The organism is Streptococcus sp. HMSC066E07 (assembly GCF_001814695.1).
Taxonomy (GTDB): Bacteria; Bacillota; Bacilli; order Lactobacillales; family Streptococcaceae; genus Streptococcus; species Streptococcus hominis.
Genome location: NZ_KV817419.1, coordinates 45,806 through 63,693 on the forward strand (window position 1 = coordinate 45,806; position 17,888 = coordinate 63,693).

Here is a 17,888-nt window from a genome sequence, read left to right on the forward strand (position 1 = left end):
GGGCTTTTTTGAAAGAATATTTTTCTTCAATTTATCGTAAATATTTGCTAAATTTGGTATAATAGATTGAGTTTTGTTTAAGAGAGAGAGAAAATGTCAACTTTAGAAATGTTAAAATCAGAATTGAACGGAATTGATATCCGTTTTGATGAACCTTTGAAACAATACACTTATACAAAAGTAGGTGGAGCTGCCGATTATCTGGTTTTTCCGCGAAATCGTTATGAATTGGCACGAGTGGTAAAATTTGCTAATCGGGAGCAGATTCCTTGGATGGTACTAGGAAATGCTAGCAATATCATCGTTCGTGATGGTGGTATTCGTGGTTTTGTGATTATGTTTGATAAATTAAATGGTGTTGCAGTGGATGGCTACACCATTGAAGCAGAAGCAGGTGCCAATCTGATTGAGACGACCCATGTTGCGCTTTATCACAGTCTGACAGGTTTTGAGTTTGCCTGTGGGATTCCAGGGAGTATTGGCGGAGCTGTCTTTATGAATGCTGGTGCTTATGGTGGTGAAATTTCGCATATTTTACTTTCTTGTAAGGTGCTGACACGAGATGGAGAAATAAAAAATATTAGTGCTCAAGACATGAAATTTGGCTATCGCCGTTCTTACGTTCAACAGACAGGCGATGTGGTAATCTCTGCCAAGTTTGCCCTAGCGCCAGGTATGCATCGTGTGATTCGTCAGGAAATGGAACGATTGACACATCTTCGTCAATTGAAGCAGCCTTTAGAGTATCCTTCTTGTGGCTCTGTTTTTAAACGTCCGGTGGGGCATTTCGCAGGGCAATTGATTAGTGAAGCAAATTTAAAAGGGTACCGCATTGGTGGGGTAGAAGTTTCGACAAAACATGCAGGTTTTATGGTCAATGTTGATAATGGAACTGCAGCAGATTATGAAAATTTGATTGCACATGTGATTGAGACAGTGAAAGTTCATTCTGGTGTGACTTTGGAAAGAGAAGTCCGCATTATTGGCGAGAAATGAGTGTCTCTAGCGGCAACATTCATATTATTCTCTAAAAAAATCAGTCAGGACAAGACTTTAATCTGTCAATCTATGAAAAAGAAGGAATTTATGGCAATTGAACAAACCAATCATTGAATTTAAAAACGTATCAAAGGTTTTTGAAGATAATAATACAGTCGTCTTAAAGGACATCAACTTTGAGCTAGAAGAAGGCAAATTTTACACACTTCTGGGTGCATCAGGATCAGGAAAATCAACCATTCTAAATATCATCGCTGGCTTGTTGGATGCGTCCAGCGGTGATGTTTTTCTTGACGGCGTCCGAATCAACGATATTCCGACCAACAAACGTGATGTGCATACGGTGTTTCAGTCCTATGCCCTTTTTCCGCACATGACTGTTTTTGAAAATGTGGCATTTCCGTTGCGTTTGCGTAAAGTTGAAAAACAAGAAATAGAGCGACGGGTTGCAGAAGTCCTGAAAATGGTGCGTTTGGATGGTTTTGAGAAACGCTCTATTCGTAAATTGTCCGGTGGACAACGCCAACGAGTGGCTATTGCGCGTGCTATTGTCAATGAACCGCGGGTTGTTTTGCTGGATGAGCCTTTATCTGCACTGGATTTGAAGTTGCGAACAGACATGCAGTATGAATTACGTGAATTGCAGCAGCGTCTAGGGATTACTTTTGTCTTTGTCACCCATGACCAAGAAGAAGCACTGGCCATGAGCGACTGGATTTTTGTGATGAATGACGGGGAGATTGTGCAGTCAGGGACACCTGTTGATATATATGATGAACCTATCAATCACTTTGTAGCGACCTTTATCGGCGAATCCAATATTCTTCCAGGAAAGATGATTGAAGACTATCTGGTTGAATTTAATTGCAAACGATTTGAAGCCGTTGACGGAGGAATGCGTCCTAATGAGCAGGTGGAAGTCGTCATTCGTCCAGAAGATTTGCGGATTACACTTCCGGAAGAAGGAAAACTGCAAGTTAAGGTTGATACGCAGCTTTTCCGTGGCGTGCATTATGAGATTATCGCTTATGATGAATTGGGCAATGAGTGGATGATTCATTCGACTCGCAAGGCCATTGTCGGAGAAGAGATTGGGCTGGACTTTGAACCAGAAGACATTCATATCATGCGGCTTAATGAAACAGAGGAAGAGTTCGATGCTCGAATTGAAGAATATGTGGAAATGGAAGAGCAAGAAGCTGGCTTAATCAATGCCATTGAGGAGGAGCGCGATGAAGAAAACAACCTCTAATCTTTTTGTTGCTCCTTATATTCTTTGGATTTTATTATTTGTATTGGCACCTGTTGCCATGATTGTTTGGCAGTCGTTTTTCAATATCGAAGGTCATTTCACCCTTGAAAACTATAAAACTTACTTCGCTTCGCAAAATCTGACTTATCTTAAAATGAGTTTGAACTCTGTTTTATATGCAGGAATTATCACAGTTGTTACCTTGGTAATTAGTTACCCTACTGCGTTTTTGTTGACACAATTAAAGCATAGACAGCTTTGGTTGATGCTCATTATTTTGCCGACATGGGTCAATCTGCTTCTCAAAGCTTATGCTTTTATTGGGATTTTCGGACAAAATGGATCTGTCAATCAATTTTTAAGTTTTATTGGGATAGGTGCTCAACAAATCCTGTTTACAGATTTCTCTTTTATTTTTGTAGCCAGCTATATTGAGCTGCCCTTTATGATATTGCCGATTTTTAATGTTTTAGAGGATATGGATCAAAATCTGATCAATGCCAGCTATGACCTTGGTGCCAATCGTTGGGAAACCTTCCGTCGTGTCGTTTTTCCTTTATCTATGAATGGCGTGAGAAGTGGTGTGCAGTCTGTCTTTATTCCCAGTCTCAGTCTTTTTATGCTGACGCGTTTGATCGGTGGCAATCGTGTTATTACGCTAGGTACAGCCATTGAGCAGCATTTTCTGACTACACAAAATTGGGGAATGGGCTCAACCATTGGTGTTGTCTTGATTGTAGCCATGCTCGTTATCATGTGGGCAACGAAAGAAAGGGGAGAACGATGAAAAAAACTGCTAGTATTTATTTAACAGTCGTCTTCTTAATTCTTTATTTGCCGATTTTTTATTTGATTGGCTATGCGTTTAATGCTGGCGATGATATGAGCAAGTTTACAGGCTTTAGTCTGACGCATTTTCAAAATATGTTTAGTGATACTCGCTTGATGCTAATTTTGGCACAAACCTTTTTTCTGGCTTTTTTGTCTTCTTTGATTGCCACAGCAATCGGAACGTTTGGTGCCATTTATATTTATCAAGCCAAAAAGAAATACCAAGATGCCTTTTTATCGGTTAATAATATCCTCATGGTGGCGCCAGATGTCATGATTGGGGCAAGTTTCTTAATTCTTTTTACAACTATCAAATTTCAATTAGGTTTTCTATCCGTTTTGGCGAGTCATATTGCTTTTTCAATTCCTATTGTAGTTTTGATGATATTGCCACGGCTAAAAGAGATGAATGACGACATGATTAAGGCGGCCTATGATTTAGGAGCAAGCCAAGTTCAGATGTTAAAAGAAATCATGTTGCCCTATTTGACACCAGCGATTATTGCAGGGTATTTTATGGCGTTCACCTATTCCTTGGACGATTTTGCAGTGACCTTCTTTGTGACTGGAAATGGTTTTTCAACCTTATCGGTTGAGATTTACTCGCGGGCTCGGCAAGGAATTTCCTTAGAAATCAATGCTCTCTCTGCTTTGGTATTTCTGTTTAGTATTCTTTTGGTGATTGGCTATTACTTTATTTCTCGTGAGAAGGAGGATGCAGCATGAAAAAGCTCTATTCATTTTTAATGGGCATTGTTGCCATTATCCTTGTCCTTTGGGGAGTAAGCTATCATATTGAAAGTCGGACAAAAAGCGGGAATGGTGACAAATTGGTCATCTACAATTGGGGAGACTACATTGATCCAGAGTTGCTGATGAAGTTCACCAGAGAAACCGGTGTCCAAGTCCAATATGAAACCTTTGATTCCAACGAATCCATGTACACTAAGATTAAGCAGGGCGGGACAACTTACGATATTGCAATTCCTAGTGAATACATGATTTCTAAAATGATGTCGGAACACTTGCTTGAAAAATTGGATCATTCAAAAATTAAAGGGCTAGAAAATATTGGAAAACGATTTTTAAATCAATCATTTGATCCCCAAAATCAATACTCTATTCCTTACTTTTGGGGAACGCTAGGCATTGTCTACAACACAGAATTAGTTAAAACAGCACCTAAGCATTGGAGTGACCTGTGGCGACCTGAATATAAAAACTCTATTATGATGATTGATGGAGCTCGCGAGGTAATGGGTGTCGGGCTAAATGCTTTAGGTTATAGCCTCAATTCTAAAAATACTAAGCAATTACAAGAAGCAGTTGATAAGCTTTATACATTAACGCCGAATATCAAAGCCATTGTAGCAGACGAGATGAAAGGCTATATGATTCAAAACAATGCAGCGATTGGCGTTAGTTTTTCAGGAGAAGCACGGCAAATGTTGGAAAAGAATGACAAACTTCGCTACGTTGTCCCAACAGAAGCTAGCAATCTTTGGTTTGACAATATTGTCATTCCTAAAACGGTCAAAAATAAAAAAGCTGCTTATCAATTTATTAACTTTATGTTAAGACCTGAAAATGCCTATAAAAATGCTTTGTATGTTGGCTACTCAACGCCTAACATGCCTGCTAAGGCGATGCTGCCAAAAGAAATCCAAGAGGACAAAGCTTTTTACCCAGATGAAGAAACAATGAAGCACTTAGAAGTCTATCAACAGCTCGGCTCAAAATGGCTAGGAATTTATAATGACTTGTATCTTCAAGTGAAAATGTATCGGAAATAATGCTCCGTGAAAATTGTTTCGAACTTCGTAAACTTTAACAGCTCGAGGAACTATTAAAGACTGCGGATAAAGGAAGCAAGGTTTCCATCAAAAAACTTCTGGAAGTCAGTTGAAGTCGTAGGACAAGGTTCACGCAGTGAATCTCATTCAAACTTTTTGATTTTCATTGAGAGTATGAAATTAAATATAAAAAAGCGGAAGTTGAGCAACTCCTAGACATTGATCTGATTGGTTGTCTCACTTCCGTTTTTTTAATTACTAGAGCTTGAAGTAGTTGTATTTGTGTCGTTGTCAGTCGTTTTGCTACTTGTCTGACTAGAGCTAATATCGTTTGATGTATTGCTAGACTGCGTGGTGTCAGAACTAGCGCTACTTGTTTCTGTTTCGCCTTGACTAGTAGCAGTCGTGTTGCTAGATTGAGCCCCGTCTGTTGTTGTTTCTTTCTGAATTTCTTTGATAATAGTTGTTTGTGTTGTCTGGCTGGTTTTTGTTTTGTTATCAGATTTATTGTTATTCATGAAAGTCAGGATTGTGATTGTTGCGGTGATAATCCCAAGAATACTCCCAATCGTAGCAAGGGTCTTTTGAAAAGCTGACAGCCCTTTTTTGATATGGTGACGAGTAGGCGCTTTTTCTTCTTTAGTAGTTGAAGTTTTGTTTTTTCGAGAATAATTTTCCATTGTGAGTTGATAATCTCCTTTCTCATCTTCATTATACCCTCTTTATTTAAAATTGTCTTAAAAAAATTTAAAATGTTGAAAATTTCATGTAAAGCAATCGAAAATTGATTGAAAAAATTACCTTTTACAAAAAATCAGCTCCATCCTTGTCTGTCCTGTTAGCAGATAGAAAGAGCTGATTCACTTATAAGGAAGGAACTAGGAAAGATGTGCTTGCGCAACAGCTAATCGTGCAGCAGGAACGCGATAAGGTGAGCAAGAAACATAAGTAATGCCAATCTCTTGGAAGAAAGGAATAGAAGCAGGATCTCCTCCGACTTCACCACAAATGCCAATTGGAAGTTCTGGATTTACTTGATGAGCTTTTGAAATAGCTATTTTCATGAGCTCGCCCACTCCAGCTCGGTCAATGGTTTGGAATGGATCAAATGACATGATTTCTCCCTCTTTGTAATGCTGGATAAATTTTCCAATATCATCACGAGAAAAACCATAGGTCATTTGCGTCAAATCATTGGTACCAAAACTAAAGAAGTCTGCTTCCTCGGCTAATTGATCTGCGATGAAACAAGCGCGTGGCAGCTCAATCATTGTACCGATTTCATAAGGGAATGGCTGCATGTGATGTTTCTTGAAAATCTTCTCAATATGCTGACAAAGAGATGTTTTGATTGAAACCAACTCCGCCTTTTCTGCAATTAAAGGAATCATGATTTCTGGTTTAATAACCATGCCTTCTTTGGCTAGTCTTATAGCGCTATTAAAAATGGCTTCTACCTGCATTTTATAAATTTCAGGCTGTGTAATTCCCAAGCGGCAACCACGATGTCCCAGCATTGGGTTCGTTTCTTGCAGAGAAGTGATTTTCCGCATTAGTGAATCAAGAGGTACTTGCAATTTCCCAGCTAATTGCTCAATTTCCTGTTGTGTTTTTGGTAAAAATTCGTGCATAGGCGGATCTAGTAAACGGACAATCATCGGTTTATCTTGAATGGTTTGATACATCTGATAGAAATCTTCTTCTTGGAAAGCTAAAAGTGTCATTAAAGCAGACTTAGTTTCGATTTCATTCGTTGATAAAATCAATCTGCGCATTTCTAAAATCCGTTCCTCACCAAAGAACATGTGCTCTGTACGAGCAAGACCAATGCCTTTGGCTCCAAATTGAACAGCTGTTTTCAAATCTTGAATGGTTTCGGCATTTGCTCGAACGGTTAGCTGTGCCATTTCATCTGCCCAAGAAAGGAACAGTTGTAATTCGTCATTATTATCAATCATAGTGGTTGGAATGCTTCCAATGTAGAGTTTGCCGGAAGTGCCGTCTACAGAAAGGATGTCTCCCTCTTTTAAGGTTACCTTACCGCATACAAGTGTTTTTCCGTCTTCATTGATAGATAATTCTCCGCACCCTGCGACACAACAAGTGCCCATGCCACGAGCTACAACGGCTGCATGAGAAGTCATGCCACCGTGACTGGTCACGATTGCTTGACTAACTACCATTCCTTCAATGTCTTCGGGAGAAGTTTCTTGGCGAACTAAAATCACTTTCTTTCCAAGTGCATGAAATTCTTTGGCGCGCTCGGCAGTAAAGACAATTTCTCCTGTTGCGGCACCTGGACTAGCGGGAAGCCCCTGAGTTAAGTGATGAGCTGATGTTAAAGCTTTTTCTTCAAAAACAGGGTGAATCAGTTGGTCAATGGCAGAAGGGCTGACTCGTAGGAGAGCTTCTTGCTTTGAAATCATTTTTTCGCTCACTAAATCCAAAGCAATTTTTAAGCTTGCTTTAGCCGTCCGTTTTCCGTTTCGAGTTTGCAGGATATAAAGTTTTTCTTTTTCAATAGTAAATTCAATATCTTGCATATCTTTGTAATGTTTTTCAAGAACCTTGGCGTAGTTGCAGAAATCTTCATAGGCTTGCGGTAAGATCCGTTTAAGAGAGTCAATCGGCTCTGGAGTCCGAATACCGGCAACGACATCTTCTCCTTGCGCATTGAGCAAAAATTCCCCAAACAGATGATGTTCACCAGTGGCAGGATTTCTGGTGAAAACAACGCCTGTGCCACTTTTTTGGTCGCTATTGCCAAACACCATACTCTGGACATTGACAGCCGTACCTAAATCATGTGGAATGTGGTTTAGTTCACGGTAGACTTTAGCGCGTGGATTGTTCCATGATTTGAATACCGCTTTGATAGCAGCGTAGAGTTGCTCTTTAGGGTTTTGTGGGAAATTTTGATAGTGTTCTTGATAGAGTTCTTTATATTGTTGAATAAGTGATTGGTGTTCTTCTTTTGAAAAGTCATTGACCTTCTTACTCAACTGTTTTTCGTTTTTTTCTAAGCATTGGTCGAATTCTTCTTTGGGAATGCCGTAAACGACATCAGCAAACATCTGCAATAAACGCCGATAACAATTGTAAGCGAAATTGGCATTTGTCGCATCTGCTAAAGTCTGAACACGCAAGTCATTTAGACCAAGATTGAGAATCGTGTCCATCATACCAGGCATAGAAATTTTAGCTCCGCTACGGACAGAAACCAGTAGTAGTGAGGGTTCATTCCCCATGAAAAATTTATTCGTTTTGGTTTCTAGTTTAGTAATCGCTTTCAAAATTTCCTCTTTTAAAATAGATTCAAAAAAGGAAGGAGCTTCTAAATAACGTAGACAACTTTGAGTTGTAATCGTAAATCCCTCAGGTACAGGCAGCCCCAAATGGGTCATTTCTGCCAAATTGGCACCCTTACCACCTAGTAGCGCCTTGTCTTCAGCGCGTCCTTCTTCAAAAGAATAAATCCATTTATCCATTTTTGCCTCCAATTTATTAAATATGTGTCATGATAAAAGACAAATACATTGTAATATACATCATATATGTTTGTCAACTGAAAAAACCAATCATAAACCGTTGACAAAAGAGTTTTATTTGTTATAATATGACACATAATAATGATTTGAAATTGATATTGGAAAAGGAGTAAAAGTTGAAATTAACAAAACGACAAAAAGAGATCGTTGAGATTGTAAAGAAAGATCAACCAGTTAGCGGTGAAAAAATCTCAGAACTGCTAGATGTGTCTAGAGCAACTTTGCGCTCAGATTTATCCTTTCTAACCTTAGTGGGGATTTTAAAAGCAAGTCCGAAAGTTGGCTACACTTATGCTGGTTCGGATTTGGAAACGCTCTTTTTCTTTGATACTTTTCAGAAGAAAGTAGAGGATGTGATGACCTCCCCCGTATTAGTAACACATGATTCTTTTATTCAAGATGCCATTATTACTTTATTTATGTATGATGCAGATGTTCTCTATGTGATAGATGAAAAAAAGCAGCTACTAGGTATTTTATCGCGAAAGGATTTGTTAAGAGCGGCGCTCAATGACAATATTGATGTGACCCCAGTAGCCGTTTGCATGACCAGAATGCCACATATAAAAACCTGCCATAAGGATTTGAATATCCTTGAAGCTGCGGCGCTTTTGCAGGATTTTGCCATTGATTCCTTGCCTGTTGTGGAGGAGCAAAATGAAGGTCATATTATCGGAACAATTACTAAATCAGCTTTGTTGGACTTTATTATCCAAGAAGCTAGAAATGCAGAAGTGAATAGATAAAAAAGGAGTTTTCATGAAACAAGAGATTACCATTTACGCCATTTCTGATTCTTTGGGAGGAACATCCCAAAAATTACTATCAGCCGTCATGGCTCAATACCCAGATTTGATTTTTAATAATAGCTATCGGTTTCCTTTTATCAATAAGGAATCTGAATTGTTGGATATTTTGCAGGACGCTATCAAAGATGACGCAGTTGTTATCAGCACGTTGGTAGATAGCCATTTAGCTGCAACAGCCAGAGAATTTAGTAGAGTCAATCATTTGTCTTATCTGGATTTGATGAACCCATTTTTTGAAATCATCAAAGAAAAAACAGGCACGCAACCGATTGAGGTGCCAGGAGTTCTGCACCGTTTGGACACGGAATATTTCAATAAAATCTCTGCTATTGAATTTGCTGTTAAATATGACGACGGCAAGAACCCGCAAGGATTTTTGGAGTCAGACCTTGTGATCTTAGGAGTTTCTCGAACTTCCAAGACTCCGCTCAGTATCTATTTAGCTAATAAAGGCTACAAAGTATCCAATCTTCCCTTGATTCCTGAAGTTCCGCTACCGCAAATCTTGGATAAAGTAGATAGAAGAAGAATGATAGGCTTGGTGTGTGACCCAGATAAATTGGCAAAAGTGAGAAGTAACCGTCTGGATGCGCTCGGTTTGACGCAAACTACAAGCTATACAGATATTGAAAAAATTTATGAAGAATTGGACTATTCTAAAAAAGTTTTCCAAAAATATCAGGCTCATGTTATCAATATGACAGATAAATCTATTGAAGAGACGGCTTGCATTATTGAAGAACACTTAAAATCTCTGGCTTCAAAATAAGAATTAAAGCCCTAAGGTGCTGTATTTAAACGAGGTGAACGAATGGAACAATACAAACGAATTTTATTAAAAGAGTTTGATTCCAAGCAAAAGGTCATTACAGAGTTAATCAATCTGGAAGCTATTTTAAATTTGCCGAAAGGAACCGAGTTGTACCTTAGTGATATTCATGGTGAGTTTGAGGCTTTTGACTATATCCTAAGGACCTGTGCGGGGAATCTGAATGAAAAAATCAACGACTGTTTTGGAGAGGAATTATCAAAAGCGGAAAAAGACAAGCTGACCTTGCTGATTGCTTATCCCCAGGAAGTTTTGAGCGATGGGTTCCTTTATCCTTTGAAAGACAAGAGCTGGTATGGAGAAATTATTCAAAACTTGTTGATTTTGCTAACTTTTGTGGCAGCAAAATACACTCGTTCCAAAGTGAGAAAAGCTTTGCCACCACAATATGCTTATGTGATTGAAGAATTGCTCTATACAGATCGAAATTTGCCGGATAGCAATATTTATTTTGAAACGATTCAGAACTATTTGATTGATTTAGGCGAGGCAAGTCAGTTTATTTCGGCATTAGCAAAGGTCATTCGGCAGTTAATCATTGATCATCTTCACATAGTTGGTGATATTTTTGACCGTGGGGCAGCCGCAGATAAAGTAATGAATGAAATCATGGCTTATCATTCTGTGGATATTCAATGGGGCAATCACGATATTATCTGGATGGGGGCTTTCTTCGGATCAAAAGAATGCTTGCTTATTCTCTTGCGAATAGCTGCTAGATATGGCTATCTTTACGATATTGAGAGAGCTTATGGTCTCAATCTAAGACCGCTCGTTCTCTTTGCAGAAAAAACTTATTCTGAAAATGCAAAGTTCAAACCAAAATTAGGAAAAAGAAGTGACGATTATTCTCCTGAGGAAATTCTTCAGTTGGAAAAGATTCACCAAGCTTTAGCGATTATCCAGTTTAAATTGGAAAATCAGCTCATCAAAAGACGACCAGAATTTAATATGTCTCAACACCTTACTCTGGATAAGATTGATTATTGGGAAGAAAGTATTCTAGTTGGAGAAAAGAAGCATTTTTTAGCTAATACTTGCTTCCAAACAATCAATCCTCAACAGCCAGATCAACTGACAGCCGAGGAAGAAGAAGTGGTTGCTACTTTGCTGGATTCATTCCAGCATTCTATTCAGCTCAAGAACCACATTTCGTTTTTGATGAACAAGGGTTCCATGTATAAGATTTATAACAACCATCTCCTGTTTCATGGCTGTATTCCTCTAGAGACATCAGGAGACTTTCAACCTTTGCAAATCAATCAAATCCGCTATGCTGGTAAAGAATTGCTCGACTTTTTTGAATACCATATTCGGGAAAGTTCTAAAAATCCGGAGATTCAAGACGATTTCTCAACGGATCTTATCTGGTATTGCTGGAATGGAAAACTGTCTCCCTTGTTTGGCAAGGACAAGATGACCACCCTAGAGCGTTATTTTATTGAGGATAAGGAAACGCACGTTGAAAAGGAAAATCCCTATTTCTCCTATCGGAATTCTGCTAAGATTTGCAAGTTGATTTTGGAAGAATTTGGGCTTTTTTCAGAACATTCTAGGATTGTAAATGGGCATACACCTGTGAAAACGCTGAAGGGAGAATCGCCGATTCGAGGAGAAGGAATGCTGTTCGTTATTGACGGTGGTTTGTGTGAAGCCTATCAAAAGAAAACGGGAATTGCTGGTTATTCCTTGCTCAATAATTCATATGGTTTTCAAATTGTCACACACCAACCTTTTCAAAATGTGCAAAAAATGATTGAGAAGGCTGTAGATCTCTCATCCTTGAAGAGAGTGATTGAACATGTCCGTGAGCGGACTTTGATAAAATCAACGACAATCGGGCAAAGCCTCATCGAACAACAACAGGAACTATCTGCTTTCTTGCATGAATTTTATGATTAACCTTTACATCTCTCCAAGCCAAAACTTGGAGGGCCTTTTCATTTCAAGTCTTGCTGTTGTCCCCATTTCTTTTTCATGTTACAATAGGAGTATTGAAATGTAGAGGTTTAAGATGATTTATTTAGACAATTCAGCAACAACCAAGCCTTACCCAGAGGCTTTGGCTACCTATACAGAAGTTGCTTCTAAAATTTGGGGAAATCCTTCTAGTCTCCACAGTTTGGGCAATCAGGCGATCCGCTTGTTAGATGCATCTCGCAGGCAAATTGCGGAGCTTCTCGGTAAATCCTCTCAAGAGATTTTCTTTACGTCCGGAGGGACGGAAGGAGATAATTGGATTATCAAGGGCGTGGCTTTTGAAAAAGCGCGTTATGGCAAGCATATCATTGTATCTGCTATTGAGCATCCAGCAGTGAAAGAATCCGCTCTCTGGCTGACGCAGCAAGGTTTTGAAGTGGATTTTGCGCCTGTTGATAAAAAAGGTTTTGTAGATGTTGAAAGATTAGCTACCCTTATCCGATCGGATACGACTTTAATTTCAGTCATGGCGGTCAACAATGAAATCGGCTCTGTTCAACCAATTGCAGCTATTTCAGAACTTTTAGCGGACAAGCCAACTATTTCTTTTCATGTGGATACAGTACAAGCCATAGCTAAGATTTCAACGGAAGATTACTTGACCGAGCGCGTGGACTTTGCGACATTTTCTAGCCATAAATTCCATGGTTTACGAGGTGTTGGTTTTGTCTATATCAAGTCTGGTAAGAAAATCAGTCCGCTGTTGAATGGTGGCGGTCAAGAATCAGACAAGCGTTCTACAACTGAAAATTTGGCGGGCATTGCAGCAACTGCAAAAGCCTTGCGCATGTCTATGGAAAATTTGGAAGTCTTCATCACACGAACGACCAAGATGAAAGAGGTTATCTTAGAAGAACTAGCAAAATACCCTGATGTGACGATTTTTTCAGGAATAGAAGAGTTTGCGCCCCATATCCTGACTTTTGGGATTAAAGGCGTACGAGGTGAAGTAGTGGTTCATGCTTTTGAAGAGTATGACATTTATATATCTACTACGAGTGCTTGTTCCTCTAAAGCTGGCAAACCAGCTGGAACTTTGATAGCCATGGGTGTTGAAAAATCCTTAGCTCAAACGGCTGTGCGAATTAGTCTGGATGTCAATAATGATATGAGTCAGATTGAGCAATTCCTGACAACGTTTAAACTCATTTATGAAAAAACTAGAAAAGTAAGGTAAGCAATGCAATATTCAGAAATTATGGTTCGCTACGGCGAGCTTTCAACTAAAGGAAAAAATCGCATGCGTTTTATTAACAAATTGAAACGCAATATGCAAGCAGTCCTCTCTATCTACCCAGATGTGCATGTGAAAGCAGACCGAGATCGTGCACATGTCTATCTTCACGGAACGGACTATCAGCCAGTTGCAGAATCGCTCAAACAGATTTTTGGGATTCAAAATTTCTCTCCGTCTTATAAGATTGAAAAATCAGTACCAGCTTTAGTTGAAGCGGTGCAGACAATTATGAAAGAGATTTATAAAGAGGGGATGACTTTTAAGATTGCCAGTAAACGCAGTGACCACAATTTTGAATTGGATAGTCGTGAATTGAACCAGACCTTGGGAAATGCAGTCTTTGATGCGATTCCACATGTTCAAGTCATGATGAAAGCGCCAGATATTACACTGCAAGTAGAAATCCGCGAAGAAGCAGCTTATCTGTCTTATGAAACAATCCGTGGAGCAGGTGGGCTTCCTGTTGGGACATCTGGAAAAGGGATGTTGATGCTGTCAGGCGGAATTGACTCCCCGGTTGCGGGCTATCTAGCCCTTAAACGTGGAGTGGATATTGAAGCGGTTCACTTTGCGAGCCCGCCTTATACAAGTCCAGGTGCTCTTAAAAAGGCGCAGAATTTGACACGCAAGTTAACCAAATTTGGTGGTAATATCCAATTTATTGAAGTGCCATTTACGGAAATTCAAGAAGAAATCAAAGCGAAAGCACCAGAAGCTTATCTGATGACCCTGACTCGCCGTTTTATGATGCGCATTACAGATCGCATTCGTGAAGAACGTGGTGGGCTCGTTATCATCAACGGAGAAAGCCTTGGTCAAGTTGCTAGCCAAACGCTAGAAAGCATGCAAGCAATCAATGCTGTCACTAACACTCCAATTATTCGCCCAGTTGTGACCATGGATAAGCTGGAAATCATTGACATTGCTGAAAAGATTGATACCCTTAATATCTCAATTCAGCCCTTTGAAGATTGCTGTACCATTTTTGCCCCAGATCGTCCGAAAACCAATCCAAAGATAAAAAATGCAGAGCAATACGAAACACGTATGGATGTGGAAGGATTAGTGGAACGTGCTGTTGCTGATATCATCATTACTGAAATCACACCAGAAGCAGAAACAGACGAAGTGGATGAGATGATTGAAGGATTGTTGTAATAAGAACGGATTTTGAGATTGGAAGTTATTCTGGGAAATTACTAAAAGCTACTCAGTTAGTCTTTTGATAAAAAATACTTGTCAAATAATTCTAGAAATGCTATACTTAGAGAGTTGACTATGCACAGCCTGTGCAACCGCTCGAACATCGTCATAAGTGGTTCGTCCCACGATGCTAGGCGAGTCTTCACAAAATTAGGGGAAACCCGTAAAATTCATAGGAGGTGCATAATGAGCACATACGCAATCATTAAAACTGGCGGCAAACAAGTTAAAGTTGAAGTTGGTCAAGCAATCTACGTTGAAAAATTAGACGTTGAAGCTGGTCAAGATGTAACATTTGACGAAGTTGTTCTTGTTGGTGGTGAAAACACTGTTGTCGGAACTCCGCTTGTTTCTGGAGCTACTGTTGTTGGAACTGTTGAAAAACAAGGAAAACAAAAGAAGGTTGTTACTTACAAGTACAAACCTAAAAAAGGTAGCCATCGTAAACAAGGTCACCGTCAACCATATACTAAGGTTGTCATCAATGCAATCAACGCTTGATTTTTAAGGAGAGCACATGATACAAGCAGTCTTTGAACGAGCCGAGGATGGTGAGCTGAGGAGTGCAGAAATTACTGGACACGCCGAAAGTGGCGAATACGGCTTTGATGTCGTGTGTGCGTCGGTTTCTACGCTTGCCATAAATTTCATCAATTCGATTGAAAAATTCGCAGGCTATGAACCAATCTTAGAATTAAACGAAGAAGAAGGTGGATTCTTACGGGTAGAGATTCCTACAGATATTCCACCTCACCAAAGAGAAATGACTCAGCTTTTCTTTGAATCATTCTTCTTGGGTATGGCAAACCTATCGGAGGACTCAGCTGAGTTCGTCCAGACAAGAGTTATCACAGAAAACTAACACGGAGGAAAAACATTATGTTGAAAATGAATCTTGCTAATCTGCAACTTTTCGCCCATAAAAAAGGTGGAGGTTCTACATCTAACGGACGCGATTCACAAGCAAAACGTCTTGGAGCTAAAGCGGCTGACGGACAAACTGTAACTGGTGGATCAATTCTTTATCGTCAACGCGGTACTCACATTTATCCAGGTATCAACGTTGGACGTGGTGGAGATGACACTTTGTTTGCAAAAGTTGAAGGTGTTGTACGCTTTGAACGCAAAGGTCGCGATAAAAAACAAGTTTCTGTTTACCCAATTGCGAAATAAGAATTGAAAGTCCCTACCTCATGGTACGGGTCTTTCTTTTGAAAATGATAATTTGAAAACAACAAAAGAAATGTAGATAAAACGAACAATCTTCATCTCATTATAAGATAGCTGTGAACAACTTTGCAGCTATCTTTATTTTAACTACAGTTTATATGTGTTTTTTATGTATTTTAGTATCATATTAGTTGAATTATTCCAGTTATCAAAGTATAATGTATAATGACATCTTTAACGTGATTACAAGTAATAATATAGTTGTAATTAGTAATGAAATTCTTCTATTTCCATATATAGTTATACCTTCAGGAATAGATAAGATAAATAATTTATAAAAAGGATACTAGCATGTTTAGAAAAAATAATGAACTTCAAGGTCATGGCTCAATTCGTAAAAATAAAATTTACGGGACTGTTGGTGTTATTATATTTGGAATAATCGCAATGTTTAGTTTACACAAGAGTGTGGCGGCTGATGATATTGAAAGTCCTAAAACAACAGCACCTATACCTATAGCTGAAGCGTCAGATACAAGTCTTGTTGTACAATCACAAATGGCTAGACAAGAAGATAATACTACTCTGACAACTACAAAGGCTGATTCAGCTACTACTATGAATTCAACTAGTAGAGCAGCTGCAACAGCACCTACTGCAGCCGCTTCTCAAGCAATGCTATCTACTGCACAGACAGAAAATCAAAATCCAAATGTAACAGTTGAAAATCAAGAATTAAAAGACGCTGTAACAGAAGCCAAGAATAATGGGATTGAAGCAAAGCAAGAGGCGACAGAAAATATTGGAACTGCGAATACTGAAGCAGAAGTCGCTACTCTAGAAGCAGAAGCTAATGCGCGTGAAAAAGAACAAGCAAAACGTATCAAAGAAGCGATAGAGAAATACAAAAACGATCTTGCAGTAGCGCAGGCCAATACAACTAAGCCAGGATATCTTAGTGAAGTTGTAACTCAAGGACTGAAATTTGAAAACGAACCAAATGCTCACCTATCAATTACAGGTACAACTGAATTTGGTCAGCAAGATATGCCTAAAGCGATGTCATACGAAGAATATGTAAGCAGTGGTAAGAAATTTGCTAACAATCCCGTAGCAGCTTATACCACCACTCTTTCGGGTAGATTTGTTATTCCAAAGATTGACAAAGGTCAGACTATAACAGCCACTTACACAAATTTACAAAATTCAAGCTATAATGGTAAAAAAATTGCTAAAGTCGTGTATGAAGTAACAAATTTAAATAGTGGAACAGGTATCATCGGTTTTGCGGAAAAAGATCCAACAAAAGGAATCTATACTTTTTATAATTTATCAGCACCGTCTAGGTATGGTGTCAAAATCCGTTTTTATGATGAAGATGATAATCTCATTCAATTTAATCAAGACAATCCGGCTATATTGGCGCTGACAAGTTTGTCAAAAACGATACTTGCTGATGGAAAGACTCATGAGGAAGGGATAACAGATTATAACTTCAAACCAGTAAAAATAACTGGTTCTTATGTTGAGAAACAATCTGATAATCGTTTAGCTGCAACTACTTCTACAGCAGGAATTACAGATAGCTACGACAATCCTGATTTTTATAAAACTAGTATTGCAGGTGTAACAGAAAATGGCAGTGTTATTTCGTTTACTATGCGTAGATATTCGGAATTTGATAAAGGATATTGGCTAGCCATTACAAGTAAATTGCCTTCACCTTTCGTTTTAACTAAGCCTAATTTAAGTTATAAATTCTTTAGCTATAATAAAGCAGGGACTGTATTACTTGACAATTATATTCAAGGTACAACTACTAAGTTGACAGAAACACAAACTGTCAAACCTAAAGGCACACTTATAGGTGAAAGTTATACAGGAACGCATGAAGACCGAATAACATTCAATGGTAAAGTTTATAAATATGTATCGTCATCTGATAATATAACAGGTACAGTTAAATTAGGAATAACCAATGTATATAATTCTTACGTTGAAGTGACTGGAAATGTTATCGTAAATTATAGAAATCAAGCTGGCGAAACGATTAAAGAGAGTGTTGAAGATACACCTAATACATCCATTGGTGCTAATTATGATACGACGGAACATAGACAAACGACTATAGTAACTTCTAATGGAAAAACTTACGAATTGCTTTTAGACCAACTTCCAAGTAACGAACAAGGGAAAGTAAGTGAAGGGACGACGGAAGTGACGTACGTTTATAAGGA

Annotated in this window: 16 protein-coding genes and 1 other annotated feature; of the genes, 14 read left to right on the plus strand and 2 right to left on the minus strand. The window is 38.8% G+C overall.

The window, feature by feature from the left end:
- Window positions 1-93 precede the first annotated feature (93 nt).
- The 5 genes from murB to HMPREF2984_RS02235 all read left to right on the plus strand — a co-directional run bounded on the left by murB (window position 94) and on the right by HMPREF2984_RS02235 (window position 4,875).
- On the plus strand, window positions 94-996 hold the full coding sequence (murB, locus tag HMPREF2984_RS02215) for a UDP-N-acetylmuramate dehydrogenase (RefSeq protein ID WP_049534296.1): 903 nt from the start codon (window positions 94-96) through the stop codon (window positions 994-996).
- A 97-nt stretch (window positions 997-1,093) separates the two neighbouring features.
- Window positions 1,094-2,251 (plus strand): ABC transporter ATP-binding protein, encoded by a 1,158-nt coding sequence (locus HMPREF2984_RS02220; protein WP_003027525.1) that lies wholly within the window; start codon window positions 1,094-1,096, stop codon window positions 2,249-2,251.
- A complete protein-coding gene (locus tag HMPREF2984_RS02225) occupies window positions 2,232-3,038 on the plus strand; it encodes an ABC transporter permease (RefSeq protein WP_003027522.1) in 807 nt (268 codons plus the stop codon). The genes HMPREF2984_RS02220 and HMPREF2984_RS02225 overlap by 20 nt, the downstream gene beginning before the upstream one ends.
- Window positions 3,035-3,808, plus strand: a complete 774-nt coding sequence (locus HMPREF2984_RS02230; RefSeq protein WP_003027519.1) for an ABC transporter permease — start codon at window positions 3,035-3,037, stop codon at window positions 3,806-3,808. Before HMPREF2984_RS02225 ends, HMPREF2984_RS02230 begins: the two co-directional genes overlap by 4 nt.
- Window positions 3,805-4,875, plus strand: coding sequence for an ABC transporter substrate-binding protein (locus tag HMPREF2984_RS02235; RefSeq protein ID WP_003027517.1), 1,071 nt, complete (start codon window positions 3,805-3,807; stop codon window positions 4,873-4,875). Before HMPREF2984_RS02230 ends, HMPREF2984_RS02235 begins: the two co-directional genes overlap by 4 nt.
- A 251-nt stretch (window positions 4,876-5,126) precedes the next feature.
- On the opposite strand, the gene HMPREF2984_RS02240 is transcribed toward HMPREF2984_RS02235, so the two are convergent.
- Together HMPREF2984_RS02240 and ppdK are read right to left on the minus strand one after the other, a co-directional pair.
- Window positions 5,127-5,555 carry a DUF6556 family protein gene (locus HMPREF2984_RS02240; RefSeq protein WP_003027515.1) on the minus strand — a complete coding sequence of 143 codons (429 nt, stop codon included), beginning with the start codon at window positions 5,553-5,555 and terminating at the stop codon, window positions 5,127-5,129.
- A gap of 198 nt (window positions 5,556-5,753) precedes the next feature.
- A complete protein-coding gene (gene ppdK / locus HMPREF2984_RS02245; RefSeq protein WP_070670240.1) occupies window positions 5,754-8,363 on the minus strand; it encodes a pyruvate, phosphate dikinase in 2,610 nt (869 codons plus the stop codon).
- Window positions 8,364-8,539: 176 nt separating this feature from the next.
- Between ppdK and HMPREF2984_RS02250 the strand changes: the two genes are divergently transcribed.
- From HMPREF2984_RS02250 to HMPREF2984_RS02290, 9 genes are all read left to right on the plus strand, one after another.
- Window positions 8,540-9,169 (plus strand): CBS domain-containing protein, encoded by a 630-nt coding sequence (locus HMPREF2984_RS02250; RefSeq protein ID WP_049534309.1) that lies wholly within the window; start codon window positions 8,540-8,542, stop codon window positions 9,167-9,169.
- A 13-nt stretch (window positions 9,170-9,182) separates the two neighbouring features.
- Window positions 9,183-10,001, plus strand: a complete 819-nt coding sequence (locus tag HMPREF2984_RS02255) for a pyruvate, water dikinase regulatory protein (protein WP_049508215.1) — start codon at window positions 9,183-9,185, stop codon at window positions 9,999-10,001.
- Between the two features lie 42 nt (window positions 10,002-10,043).
- On the plus strand, window positions 10,044-11,963 hold the full coding sequence (locus HMPREF2984_RS02260) for a fructose-1,6-bisphosphatase (protein ID WP_049534311.1): 1,920 nt from the start codon (window positions 10,044-10,046) through the stop codon (window positions 11,961-11,963).
- Between the two features lie 112 nt (window positions 11,964-12,075).
- A complete protein-coding gene (locus HMPREF2984_RS02265; protein WP_059220639.1) occupies window positions 12,076-13,218 on the plus strand; it encodes a cysteine desulfurase family protein in 1,143 nt (380 codons plus the stop codon).
- 3 nt (window positions 13,219-13,221) lie between these two features.
- A complete protein-coding gene (thiI, locus tag HMPREF2984_RS02270; RefSeq protein ID WP_070670242.1) occupies window positions 13,222-14,436 on the plus strand; it encodes a tRNA uracil 4-sulfurtransferase ThiI in 1,215 nt (404 codons plus the stop codon).
- Window positions 14,437-14,561: 125 nt separating this feature from the next.
- Window positions 14,562-14,633, plus strand: a sequence feature (ribosomal protein L21 leader region).
- 34 nt (window positions 14,634-14,667) lie between these two features.
- Window positions 14,668-14,982 carry a 50S ribosomal protein L21 gene (gene rplU, locus HMPREF2984_RS02275; RefSeq protein WP_003035040.1) on the plus strand — a complete coding sequence of 105 codons (315 nt, stop codon included), beginning with the start codon at window positions 14,668-14,670 and terminating at the stop codon, window positions 14,980-14,982.
- Between the two features lie 16 nt (window positions 14,983-14,998).
- Window positions 14,999-15,343, plus strand: a complete 345-nt coding sequence (locus HMPREF2984_RS02280; protein WP_003040403.1) for a ribosomal-processing cysteine protease Prp — start codon at window positions 14,999-15,001, stop codon at window positions 15,341-15,343.
- 17 nt (window positions 15,344-15,360) lie between these two features.
- Complete coding sequence (gene rpmA / locus HMPREF2984_RS02285; protein WP_003024983.1) at window positions 15,361-15,654, plus strand: 50S ribosomal protein L27; 294 nt, start codon at window positions 15,361-15,363, stop codon at window positions 15,652-15,654.
- A gap of 348 nt (window positions 15,655-16,002) precedes the next feature.
- On the plus strand, window positions 16,003-17,888 hold a 1,886-nt coding region (locus tag HMPREF2984_RS02290), incomplete at its 3' end, for a GbpC/Spa domain-containing protein (protein WP_180363188.1).